Source organism: Rhodanobacter sp. C01 (assembly GCF_002001045.1).
GTDB lineage: Bacteria > Pseudomonadota > Gammaproteobacteria > Xanthomonadales > Rhodanobacteraceae > Rhodanobacter.
The window spans coordinates 113,998-126,204 of record NZ_MUNR01000004.1 but is presented as its reverse complement, the minus strand read 5'-3'; the positions used below and the strand labels follow the sequence as shown (position 1 = coordinate 126,204).

The 12,207-nt window shown below is 61.9% G+C and carries 8 protein-coding genes; 6 read left to right on the top strand and 2 right to left on the bottom strand.

What is annotated here, in order from left to right:
• Positions 1–48 precede the first annotated feature (48 nt).
• A complete protein-coding gene (locus B0E50_RS01015) occupies positions 49–252 on the bottom strand; it encodes a hypothetical protein (RefSeq protein ID WP_077439213.1) in 204 nt (67 codons plus the stop codon).
• A 124-nt stretch (positions 253–376) separates the two neighbouring features.
• Here B0E50_RS01015 and B0E50_RS01010 point away from each other — a divergent pair, with 124 nt between their 5' ends.
• The gene (locus B0E50_RS01010) at positions 377–1,159 is read left to right on the top strand and encodes an SDR family oxidoreductase (RefSeq protein WP_077439212.1); all 783 of its coding nucleotides are present in this window, start codon (positions 377–379) and stop codon (positions 1,157–1,159) included.
• 6 nt (positions 1,160–1,165) lie between these two features.
• On the opposite strand, the gene B0E50_RS01005 is transcribed toward B0E50_RS01010, so the two are convergent.
• A complete protein-coding gene (locus B0E50_RS01005; protein ID WP_077439211.1) occupies positions 1,166–2,104 on the bottom strand; it encodes a DegV family protein in 939 nt (312 codons plus the stop codon).
• Between the two features lie 210 nt (positions 2,105–2,314).
• Here B0E50_RS01005 and B0E50_RS01000 point away from each other — a divergent pair, with 210 nt between their 5' ends.
• The 5 genes from B0E50_RS01000 to B0E50_RS00980 all read left to right on the top strand — a co-directional run bounded on the left by B0E50_RS01000 (position 2,315) and on the right by B0E50_RS00980 (position 12,197).
• Positions 2,315–3,106: an AMP nucleosidase gene (locus B0E50_RS01000; protein WP_077439210.1), complete on the top strand. Its 792-nt coding sequence runs from the start codon at positions 2,315–2,317 to the stop codon at positions 3,104–3,106.
• A 523-nt stretch (positions 3,107–3,629) separates the two neighbouring features.
• Positions 3,630–6,605: a TonB-dependent receptor gene (locus tag B0E50_RS00995; RefSeq protein ID WP_254427133.1), complete on the top strand. Its 2,976-nt coding sequence runs from the start codon at positions 3,630–3,632 to the stop codon at positions 6,603–6,605.
• A gap of 64 nt (positions 6,606–6,669) precedes the next feature.
• Positions 6,670–8,505, top strand: a complete 1,836-nt coding sequence (locus B0E50_RS00990) for a tetratricopeptide repeat-containing sulfotransferase family protein (RefSeq protein WP_077439208.1) — start codon at positions 6,670–6,672, stop codon at positions 8,503–8,505.
• Between the two features lie 307 nt (positions 8,506–8,812).
• Positions 8,813–10,171, top strand: coding sequence for a sulfotransferase (locus B0E50_RS00985; protein WP_168170767.1), 1,359 nt, complete (start codon positions 8,813–8,815; stop codon positions 10,169–10,171).
• Positions 10,172–10,337: 166 nt separating this feature from the next.
• A complete protein-coding gene (locus B0E50_RS00980) occupies positions 10,338–12,197 on the top strand; it encodes a sulfotransferase (RefSeq protein ID WP_077439206.1) in 1,860 nt (619 codons plus the stop codon).
• Positions 12,198–12,207: the final 10 nt, after the last annotated feature.

Sequence of the window (12,207 nt, the reverse complement as noted above, 5' to 3'; positions counted from 1 at the left end):
TTGCCTTGCGCCTGGTTGTGCCTGAAGGGGGTAACCAGGGCGGCGTTCTTATTGCTCCTGCGCCTCGATCTGCTTGCGTTGCTCTTCCGCCTGCTTGTCGACGATCTTCTGCACATCCCGCGCGTGCTGCTCGTCCGCCTTCATGGCATCCCACGGGGTGGCAACCTGGGCCGGTTTGGCCTGGGGCTGTGGTGGCTTGTCGGAACATGCACCGAGGGCAAGTACGCAGAGCAGGATCGGCAGCGTTTTCATGGCAGTTCCCGCATGGGGCGACGTGATGAGTGTCCTGCCGTGCGTGGACGCAGGCAAGCATCGCATTGTGGCGAAAGCCTCGGCCGAGCTAGGCGCGCCGGCACCGACGTTTTAAGCTGCGTGGATGAACAATCGTATCGATGCCTGGCAACTGCAAGGCCACACCGCCCTGATCACCGGTGCCAGCAAGGGCATCGGCTACGCCACCGCGCGTGAACTGGCCGGGCTCGGAGCCGACCTGCTGCTGGTGGCGCGCGACGAGGATTATCTCGAGCAGGTGCGCACGGAACTGGCGGATGACTTTCCCGAGATCGATGTGCTGGCGTTTGGTGCCGATCTGACCGAAGCCGAGGAACGCCTCGCCGTGTTCGACTGGATCGCCGACCTGGGCGCACCGCTGTCGTTGCTGGTCAACAATGCCGGTGGCAACCAGCCGAAGGCCACCCTCGACTACAGCGTGGACGAGGTGCTCGGCATTCTCGGGCAGAATCTGCTGTCCGCGTTCGAGATGTGCCGGCTGGCACATCCGCAGCTGGTGCAGCATGCGAATGCCGCGATCGTGAACGTGGGTTCGGTCTCCGGCATTACCCATGTACGTACCGGTTCGCCATACGGCATGAGCAAGGCGGCACTGCACCAGCTCACTCGCAACCTGGCTGCGGAATGGGCGATGGATGGCATCCGCGTCAATGCGGTGGCGCCCTGGTACATCCGCACCCAGCGCTCCGAGCCGGCGCTGGCGGATGTGGATTATCTGGACGAGGTACTCGACCACACGCCGCTCCGGCGGATCGGCGAACCGGAGGAGGTGGCTGCCGCGATCGCGTTCCTGTGCCTGCCGGCGGCCAGCTACATCACAGGCCAGGTGCTGGCGGTGGACGGGGGGTTTCTCAACGACGGCTTCTGAGCAGCATCAGAACTCGGCGACGTGTTCCTCGGCGGCAAAACCCAGCGTCACGGCGCCTTCGCCCACGTTGACCATGCCGGTAATGCTCATCGGCGCTTCCATCAATTCGACCCCGGTTTCCTCGCAGGTGGTTCGCAAGGCCGCATAGCCGGGCAGTTGCGAGAGCACGGCCAGGTCGCCGCCGTAGCTGACGCACATCACCGGCACGAGCAGGCCCGCGCGTACCCGCTGTGTCGCATAGCCGAACAGCACCTCGGCACCATGCTCGAAACCACGGACCTTGCCGACCGGGCCGGTCTCGCCGCGGAAACAGCGCAGCAGCGGCTTGATGTCCAGCGCCGTACCGACCATCGCACTGAACAGGCTGACACTGCGGTCGCCCCGCTTCTTGATGCGGTTGCGCAAGTGGATCAGGTCGCGTGGCAGCATGTAGCCGTAACTGTTGTTGGCAATATGGGTGAGGCGTTCGCGGATCGCGGCCGGCGGTTGATCGGCGGCGATCAGCCGCGCTGCTTCGTAAATGGCCGGTGCGGTCCCCGCGAAGACGTTGCGCGTGTCGACGACGCGCATCATGAACGGGCCCGGGATGCTGGCCTGTTCGCGCACCTGACGATAATTCTTGAGGATCCCAAAGCTGGCCTTGTTGACGTGCTCGTTGATCGGGCTGCGCGTGGCAGTGATGGTCAGGCAAAACACGCAGTCCTGCTCCAGCACCAGCTTGTCGAGGAACAGCTTCTGCACCTCCTCCACCGGGCACGGTTCGGTTTCCGCCGAGTGGCTGCGGCTGCCGAGCCGGCGGTCGATGAAGCGCTGCAGCTCTTCCGGCCGGCGATCATCCATGAAGGTTTCGCGATCCACCTTCACGGTGATCGGCATGATCGCGACATTGTGTTTTTCCAGGAACTCCTGCGACAGGTCGCAGGAGGCATCAATGGCCAAGCCCATCCGCATCACGTATCCCCCGTCATGAATGGCAATCCGAACATAACATGCAACAAGGGACTGCAGCGTCGGCCGAAAGTTGCCCGGATCCGACTGCCTGGCGAGCGGAATGGCCATGCCGCCGGCCATGAACAGCCTTTACTATGAGGCGACCTTATATATGGCATCCAGCTGGCGTGGCGTCGCCGGTAACGTGTACGAGTACCACTTCACATGAAAACCAAGCAAGAAATCGTCTCCAACTGGCTGCCGCGTTACACCGGAACGGCACTCGGACAATTCGGCGAGCACATTCTGCTGACCAACTTCGGTCACTACGTGGAACTGTTCGCACAATGGCATGGGGTGGAGGTGCAGGGGCGCGACCGGCCGATGCCGAACGCCACGGCCGACGGCATCACCCTGATCAATTTCGGCATGGGCAGCCCCAACGCGGCCACTGTGATGGATCTCCTGAGCGCGATCGAGCCCAGGGCCGCGCTGTTCCTGGGCAAGTGCGGTGGCCTCAAGAGGAAGAACCAGCTTGGCGACCTGATCCTGCCGATTGCCGCCATCCGCGGTGAAGGCACCAGCAACGATTACCTGCCGCCGGAGGTGCCGGCATTGCCGGCGTTCCAGCTGCAGCGCGCGGTGTCCACAATGATCCGCGACCTCGGCCACGACTACTGGACCGGTACCGTCTACACCACCAACCGCCGTGTGTGGGAGCACGACGATACCTTCAAGGATTACCTGCGGCGTACTCGCTGCATGGCCGTGGACATGGAAACCGCCACCATCTTCGCTGCCGGCTTCGCCAACCGGATTCCCTGCGGCGCCCTGCTGCTGGTATCCGATCAGCCGATGATTCCGGAGGGCGTGAAGACCGAGGCAAGCGACCGCAGCGTCACCTCGCAATACGTCGAGGCGCATATCCGGATCGGCATCGAGGCGCTGAAATTGGTGCGCCGCAATGGGCGCAGCGTGAAGCATCTGCGTTTCGAGGAAGATGCAGAGGCGGAGTGATCCAGGTCGCGAGAACCTGAATCGGGCATAAGCAGGGGTGAGTTTCCCCGAGTACGTGGCGGCGGCAGTCGATGTGCCGGAAACATGTTGCGATTGGCCAAGCCCAAGCCAGGCGGCAGTATCGCGAGATTGCCCATCACGAAATGGGCCAAACGGGGACGCGAACATGCGCGTATCGCAAGTTCTTGCTTGTACAAATTTTGTTGACAATACGTAAAGCAGGCATGATAAAGACCTATGGGCATTTGGGCTGGTGCGTGGGTGGATGGCGGCCAGCGCGTCACAGAACAGTTCAATGCCGCAGGTATGACCAGCCGCGAGAGGTATGCTGCGTGTTCACGTAGTGTTATTTGCCTGTTAGTATCGGCTTGGATCGGGAGTTCGCGGGTCTGAAGTTCGTCGGCTTGGGAGATCGGGCCAGGTTGCAGTTTTTGGGCAGAACGTTTTCTGACCCATGGCAATAATTAATCGGAGGGTGTCTTTTATGAAACTTGGGGTCACAAAACTTTCTTCGGCAGTTCGCGTGGCGCTTTCGCTGGGCGCTGTCATCGCGGTTGGCGCATCGGGTACGGCATTTGCCCAGGACACGAGCAGCCAGTCCACCACCACCAATGGCAACCAGCCCGACCAGCAGAAGGCAAAATCGCTGCAGACGGTTGTGGTCACCGGCTCGCTGGTCCGCCGCGTCGACTTGGAGACCTCCAACCCGGTCGTCACCATTGACCGCGCGCAGATCGAGGCCACCGGCAAGATGACGCTGGGCGACTTGGTCCAGCAGTTGCCGGCGATGACCGGCGGTGCTGTCAATCCGCAGGTCAACAACGGTGGTGGTACTGGCGCCTCCGGGATCAACCTGCGTGGTCTGGGTACGGTTCGCACCCTGATCCTCGTCGACGGTCAGCGCGTGCTGAATACCGATCCGAACTCGATCCCCGCCAACATGATCGAGCGCATCGAAGTGCTGACTGACGGCGCCTCGGCGACCTACGGCTCCGACGCGATCGGCGGCGTGGTGAACTTCATCCTGCGCCACGATTACCAGGGTGCGCAGTTCACCACCAACGTCGGCGAGTCCGACCACAACGACGGCGACCAGTCGGGCTACAGCTTCACTTTCGGACAGACGTCCGACAAGGGAAGCATCATGGGCGGCATCGAGTACAACAAGCAGGACGGTGTGGAAGCCGGCAACCGCAGCTTCTCCAAGAATTCGGTGTCGCTCTATGGCACCGTCAATACACCGCCCACGGCGAACATCGGTGGCTCGTCTTCCTCACCTTACGGTCATATCCAGTTGACCCCGGCTCTGCAGTCGCAGTTCGGCTGCGGCTATGTGGCCCTGAACCCGGGCGGCAACAGCCAGGTGGTGAGCACGGCCAACTACCACTGCTACCAGAACAACGGCGCGCATAGCGACAAGTACAACTACGCGACGGTCAACCTGATCATGACCCCGCAGGAGCGTACCAACGCCTTCCTGATGGGTACCTACAACCTGAGCGACAACGTTCAGGCCTACCTGAACGCGTACTTCAACAAGACCACGTCCGAATTCCAGCTGGCGCCGGCCGTGTATGGTTCGGCCTATGGTGCAGACATTTCGGCCAACAACTACTGGAATCAGTTCGGCACGGAGTTCTCGCAGAGCGCGAACGCGTTCAGTGCGCGTCTCTCTTCGCTGGGCAACCGTTCCGCGTCGTTCGGAGCCAACAACGGCCAGTTCAACACCGGTGTGAAGGGCAGCTTCACTGTATTCAGCCAGGCGTGGAACTGGGATGTCGGCCTCGATTACGGCCATTCGGACCTGGTCACCACGACCCGTGGCTTGCCCAACACGAACAAGCTGTATACCGGCGCGTCGTACATGGGTGCCGCCGGCCTGGCTTGCGTACCCAATGCCACGACCGCAGCCCAGGGCTGCCCGACGGGCGTCACCGAATCCATGTTGCAGTTCAATCCGTTCGATCTGAACTCGGCGGGTTCCGTGGCAGCACTGCAGTCAGCTGGCGTACCCGCGGTCAGCAACACGTACAGCCAGGAAAAGGTCTGGCATGCAGGCGTCAACGGCGGCCTGTTCGACCTGCCGGCCGGCACGGTGCAGCTGGCGGCTGGCGCCGACTATCGCCAGGAACACCTCACCACGATCGTCGACCCGCTGCTGAACATCGATCCGACCACCGGCACCTGCGTGCTGGGCAGCCAGTGCGGTTCCAGCCTGGCGGGCGGTTACAACGTGAAGGAAGTCTACGCAGAGACCTTCATCCCGGTGCTGTCCAACCTGCCGGGCGTGAAGTCGCTGAACATCACGATCGGTGACCGCTACTCGCGCTTCAGCACCTTCGGCAGCACGAACGACTTCAAGTTCGCGCTGGAGTACAAGCCGATCGATGATCTGCTGTTGCGCGGCACGATGTCGCAGGTATTCCGTGCCCCGAACATCACCGAAGTCTACGGTGCCCCGGCTAGCTCGGCGCCGAAGATCTCTTCCGACCCTTGCGATGGCTACACCGGTACTCCGGTCAACCCGGCTTGCGTGAACGTCCCCACCAGCGGTCCTTACGCTCCGTTTGTAAACCAGAATGTGCTGCAGCAGTTGCAGTTGAACGCAGTCATCTCCGGTTCGGCCTACGCGGGCTTCCCGATCAAGCCGGAGCAGGGCAAGTCGTTCGACCTCGGCACGGTGTACAGCCCGTCCTGGGCACCGGGTCTGTCGGCAACCGTCGACGTGTGGCATCTGTACCTGAACAACGACATCACCAGCGTCAATGCGCAGGAAGTGCTGAACCTGTGCAGCGCGGGGCAGACGGAATATTGCCCGCTGATCACCCGCAGCGCGACCCCGGGTCCGAGCCAAGGCCAGATCACCAATATCCTGCAGCCGACGGCCAATCTCGGTACCCTGAGCACCGGCGGCATCGACATGTCGCTGAACTACAAGCTGCCGCAGTTCTCGTTCGGCCAGTTCACCGCCGGCATCAATGCCACCTACCTGAAGTACTACAACCAGGATACCGCGCCGGGTACGGCGGGCGATGTCGTCTACCACGATGCCGGGCACTTCCTGCCGTACGGTTCGGGTGCGGAAGCCTCGTGCCCGGGCGTCGGCACCTGCCTGTTCCCCCGCTGGCGCGCACAGGGCTTCGTGGACTGGCAGCTGGGTAACTGGAGCGCCTCGTGGCGTCTGCGTTACATCGGCCGCTTCCAGATGGGTTCGAAGTCGCCGTCGCAGGACGTGTTCCCGGACGGTACCTGCTATTACGGCAGCTACTGCACGATCAAGGGTGCTGTCTACAAGTACGCTGCGACCGTGTACAACGACTTCTCGTTCGGCTACAACATCGAACCGATCAACACGCGCATCGACTTCGGCGTCAACAATGCGTTCGACAAGCAGCCACCGGTCATGTACGCGAACAACACGCTCAACGCCAACACCGATCCGAGCGATTTCGACCTGATGGGTCGTTATTTCTGGGCCCGCGTGACGGTCAAGTTCTAAACCAGCGAAACCTGCGTTAACCTTGAGGGCCGCGTGAATCGATCACGCGGCCCTTTTTTATGCCATGACCCCAGAATCCATCCAACAGATCGTCGCCTCGATGACGGCCGGCAATCCGCTCGAGGCGGAACGCCTGTGCCGCGCACACCTGCGCGAGCAGCCGCATGATGAGAACGGGCTGGTATTGCTTGCTCTGAGCTTGCAACACCAGGGCCGCCTGGCAGAGGCCGCAAACGCCTACTATCGTCTGACCGAGTTGTTTCCTGACAGCAGCCTGCACTTGTGCAATTACGCCACGGCACTGCGCCAAACGGGTTTGCTGTCGGAGGCGGAGGCGACCTACAAGACGGCGCTCAAACTGGATTCGCGCAACATCAATCCGAAAATCCAGCTGGGTCTGATGCTGCTGGATCGACACGATTACCTGGCAGCCCGCGAATTGCTGCTTGATGCCTTCGAGCTCGATCGCAGCTTGCCGATGGCGCGCATCCATGCGGCGCGGGCCTGCAGTCTGTGCCAAGACTTCCAGGGGGCTGAGGACCTGCTGAAGCCCTGGCGCAATTGGTTGCCCATCAACGACGAGGTCTTGCAGCTGGAATTGGCCAGGCAGCTGAACCTGCTGAGCGACGCCCCATCTGCGGCGGTGTTGCTGGAGGATCTGGTCGGCAGAAATCCATCCCACATCGAGGCCAAGGTGTTGCTGGCCAACATGTATGAGCGATTGAATCGTGTGGCCGAGTCCGAGTCCATGTTGCGGTCGGTCGCCAATTCTGACGAACTGGCATCCAGCGAGGCGCATCGCAACGAAGTGGACCATTTGAAGGCCACGCTCGCACTGCGGAGCGGGGATGTGGTTGCAGCACGGTCATTGCTGGAGCATGGCGGTCCGCGTCATGCGAACGACTATACCCACCATTTCGATCTGGCCAGGGCGTATGACAAGCTGGGTGAGACGGAACTTGCGATGCATTCACTGCGAAGCGCCCATGCGATCCAGGCGAAAGAGCTGGCGCATGCATCGCCAGAGCATTTCGAGGCCGGTGCCTTGGCCCTGCCGGCGGCGATTCCCAGGGTAAGCGCCGAAAGCCACGCACGGTGGGCACGGGTGATCGCGCCCGATGCGCGCAACTCGCCGGTGTTCATCGTGGGGTTCCCGCGCTCCGGCACGACCCTGCTCGAGCAGATGCTGGATGCGCATCCAGGCCTGCAGTCGATGGACGAGAATCCGTTCTTCAACCGGCTGGCCGACAAGCTGCGCAACCACCACCCGGACATCCTGTCGAATCTGGATCTGCTGCAGCAGCGCGATTGCGACGAGCTGCGCAAGAGCTATCTGCTCATGGTTTCCGAGACGATCCAGCGGCGCTGGAGCGCGCAGCTGGTCGACAAGAACCCGCTCAACATGATGTGGGTACCCTTGATTCACCGGCTCTTTCCCGAAGCGAAGTTCATCCTGGCGCTGCGCCACCCCTGCGATGTGATCCTGAGCTGTTACATGCAGAATTTCCGTTCCAGCATTCTGGGGGCGGCCTGCGCCAGTCTCGATCGGCTCGCTGCGGCGTATGTGCAGGCGATGGAGTGCTGGTTGGGGGACGAACGCATTTTCCAGCCGCAGGTGCTGGTATCTCGCTACGAAGAACTTGTGACGGACTTCCCGGGACAGACCCGGCGCATCGCGGACTTTCTCGAACTGGAGGACGCCACCCCGATGCTGCAGTTCGACCGGCATGCGCGTGACAAGGGCTACATCGCAACGCCCAGCTATACCCAGGTCATCGAGCCGGTGAACCGGAAAGGCCTGCATCGCTGGGTCCGCTACCGTCGCGAATTCGAGCCGCTGCTGCCGGTACTCGAACCTATGCTGCGACGTTGGGGGTATTCAGCCGATGTACCAACTTGATTAGTATCCATCGATTGCCCTCACTGCCTCTGCAGGGTGGTTGTCCCTGCTGCACCGTTAGCAGGCACCGAGTCGTTTGCCACACCATGAAGAAGACTGCCCCGGATCTGCCACGATGAATGATTCCACCGTTCGCCGCTGGAGCCGAGTGCAACGGCATCTTGCTGACGGGAACATGCCGGCAGCGCGGGCCGCCCTGGAATTCCTGTTACAGCGTGACCCGGGACATGCCCCGTCGTTGTTGACGCTGAGCAGCATAGCCCGGGCTGAGGGTCGGGTTCGTGATGCCACGGCATGGGCCTTGGCGGTGTCCCGAAACCTGCCAAGTGACGGCAGCCTGATCGTCGACGTTTCCGATGCATTGCGACAGCTCGGTGAAACGCTGGCAGCGCGCCACTGTCTCGATCACCCGGCGCTGGCAGGAACGAACGACGGCAACGTCCTGATGCAAATGGCCATTGCGCGCAAATTGCTGGGCGAGCATCCGGAGGCGCTGGCGCTGTTCAACCGAGCCGCTGCGGCTGGAATGGGCACGGTCGAATTCCGGTTCGAGCGCGCACAGGAGCTGATATTCAACGGGCACATGAACGAGGCGGAGGCCGAGTTGCGGACCTGCCTTCGTCTGACGCCGACGTTCGGACGTGCTGCACTGGCGCTTGCCCGGTTGCGCCGGCAGACAGCCGAATCCAATCATCTGGACGACCTGAAACATCGATTGCAGGCTGTCGGGCAGGGTACGGAGGATCAGGGGGCACTCGAGTTCGCCCAGTACAAGGAACTGGAGGACATCGGGAGATACGACGAGGCATGGGGCGCATTGAAACGCGGCAATGCCATCATGTATGCACACCAGCGCCATGACCCCGAGTACGCGTGGCATCTGTTCGACAGCCTGATCCGGCGTTGCACGCCGCAACTGCTGCAGCCTGCCGAAGTGGTCCATGAGGGGCCGCAGCCGATTTTCATCATTGGCATGCCGCGCTCCGGAACAACCCTGCTCGATCGCGTGCTGGGCAACCACTCACAGGTTGTTTCAGCAGGTGAGCTGGATGACTTCGGCCTGCAGTTGCGCTGGATAGCGGATCATCGGACCACGCTGGATGAACATGTCGTGCAACGCCTGCCCGATCTGGACTACCCCGAGCTCGGGCGTCGCTATCTGGCCCAGACCCAATGGCGCGCGCAAGGTGCACGGTACTTCATCGACAAGTTGCCACGGAACTGGATGGTCGCCGGCCTGATTCGTCGCGCGTTGCCCCAGGCGCGCATTCTTAATCTGGTGCGGGATCCCATGGATGTCTGTTTCTCCAACTACCGGGCGTTGCTGGGAGAAGCGTTCCCGTGGAGTTACGAATTGCACGCGCTCGCCGAACACTACCGGCAGTACCGCCGCGTGATGGAACATTGGCATGCAGCCATGCCCGGGCAGATTCTCGACGTGCCCTACTGCGAACTGACGCGTGATCCGGAAACGATGGCCCGCAAGGTGCTTGATTACTGCGGGCTGGAATGGGAAGCCGGTTGTGCGGATATAACCCGCAACAAGGCGGCAGTCGCCACGCTGAGCATGTCGCAAGTGCGCGAACCGATCCATACGCGCTTCTTCGAGGAATGGCGCCATTACGAAGAACAGCTGTTGCCGTTACAGCAGGCGGTCACCACGTAGTGTGCCGAGGCAAGCGTGACGGCTCACCCCGTCCACGAGTGGTCGAAGGGCGTATTCCCTTCTTCGCGGTGGAGTGGTCGACTACCATGGGACTGATGCGCACAGGCAGCTCGTTCAGTTGTGCGTTGCCGGCGTACAGCTCAATCAACCCGAGTGAACACAATCAGTGAAACTGCCTGTCCCATTTATCCAGTTGCCGCTGCAATTCGATGCCGAGGTGCTTGCACGTGAGATCGCGGCGTTCGGAGAGGACGCCTGGCACGAGCACCCGCAGAAGTATCCGGGCAATCTGTGGTTGCCGCTGATCGCGGCCAATGGCGACCCCGACAACGAATCCTTTGCAGGCGCGATGCGGCCGACGCCATATCTTCTGCAGAGTCCGTACCTGATGCAGGTGCTATCGCGCATTGGCGCCGTCTGGGGACGGACCCGCCTGATGAAGCTTACCGGCCAGGCCGAGGTCAGCCCGCACTTCGACGTCAACTATTACTGGCGCGCACGAGCACGCGTGCACGTGCCGATCGTGACCAAGCCAACCGTGCGATTCATATGCGGGGAAGGCGAGGTGAACATGGGCCCGGGTGAGTGCTGGATCTTCGATACCTGGCGCCAGCATCAGGTAATCAATGGCTCCGACGACGAACGGATCCATCTGGTCGCGGATACCGTCGGCAGCGACGAGTTCGGGGAGTTGGTACGGGACGGCCAGATGCCGGGCAACCACGTACCCGAGGGCTGGCGCGCGGAGGTGGTTGCGCCGACTGGCGAGCTGCACTCCGCATTGCGCTATGAATCGGTCAACCTGCCTGCCGTCATGACGCCCTGGGAGATGCGTGAGCACATCAGCTTCCTTCTGCACGAGGTGCGCCCGCATCCGCAACTGGAGCCAGTGAAGCAGGTGACCTCGCGCTTTCTTGCCGCCTGGCAGGCGCTATGGTCGGAATATGGAGCGGATCCGGCCGGTTTGCCGGCTTATCGCAAGGCACTGAACTCCTACGAACAGTGGCTGAAGGGTTCCGCGGCGTCGTTGCAACTTATCAATGACTCGTCGTTGGTGGTCGCGCTTCGGCTCATGGTCCTGTCGGTGGCGATTGGTGACACCAGCCATGCATCCAGTGGCGATGAATTGCGCCAGAGTGCGATCTCCGCAATTCCAAGGCCACGTATGGACGGGACTGACCGGGATCCGGTCTACGATCGTCCGGTATTCATCGTTTCATCACCCCGCTCGGGTTCTACCCTGCTTTTCGAGACCTTGGCGAGGGCATCGGGGCTTTACACGATCGGCCGTGAAAGTCATTCGCTGATCGAAGGTACCCCCGGCCTGGGCGCAAGCGAGCTTGGTTATGACTCCAACCGACTTGACGTGTCGGCAGCGACGCCAACGCTGGTCGAGGCGTTGCGGCGCCGCTTTCTCGCCGATCTGCACGACAGGGACGGCAAGGCGCCGGGCCAGCGGCCGCTGCGGATGCTCGAGAAAACACCCAAGAACGCATTGCGCATACCGTTCCTGGCGAAGGTTTTTCCGGAGGCCCGGTTCATTTATCTGCACCGTGATCCGCGCGAGACCCTGAGCAGCATGATCGAGGCGTGGCAGTCTGGCGGTTTCCGCACTTATCCGAATCTTCCAGGCTGGACGGGCTTGCCGTGGTCCCTCTTGCTCGTGCCGGGTTGGCGTGACCTGATCGGGCGGCCATTGCCCGAGATCGTGGCGGCGCAGTGGAATACCACCACGCGCATCCTGCTCGATGATCTTGATGCACTGCCACCGGGACGTTGCCATGTGGCGCGCTATGACGCGTTCCTTGCGGACCCTGCGGCGGAGGTGGCGCGACTGTGTGGCGAGCTTGGATTCGACTGGGATCGCCCGCTCGACAGTGCGTTGCCGCTTTCGCGCTACACCGTGACCGAGCCTGCTCCAGACAAGTGGCGCCGGCATGAGGATCTGATCAACCGGGTACTGCCCGGTCTGCAGGTCACGCTGGACCATGCCGAACGGTTCGCCGCTGCCGCCAGGGCCAGATAGGCCGGCGGCG

Excerpts from the sequence above, each read along its gene's own strand:
- B0E50_RS01015 (WP_077439213.1), bottom strand. The coding sequence starts at position 252 with ATGAAAACGCTGCCGATCCTGCTCTGCGTACTTGCCCTCGGTGCATGT.
- B0E50_RS01010 (WP_077439212.1), top strand. The coding sequence starts at position 377 with ATGAACAATCGTATCGATGCCTGGCAACTGCAAGGCCACACCGCCCTG.
- B0E50_RS01005 (WP_077439211.1), bottom strand. The coding sequence starts at position 2,104 with ATGGGCTTGGCCATTGATGCCTCCTGCGACCTGTCGCAGGAGTTCCTG.
- B0E50_RS01000 (WP_077439210.1), top strand. The coding sequence starts at position 2,315 with ATGAAAACCAAGCAAGAAATCGTCTCCAACTGGCTGCCGCGTTACACC.
- B0E50_RS00990 (WP_077439208.1), top strand. The coding sequence starts at position 6,670 with ATGACCCCAGAATCCATCCAACAGATCGTCGCCTCGATGACGGCCGGC.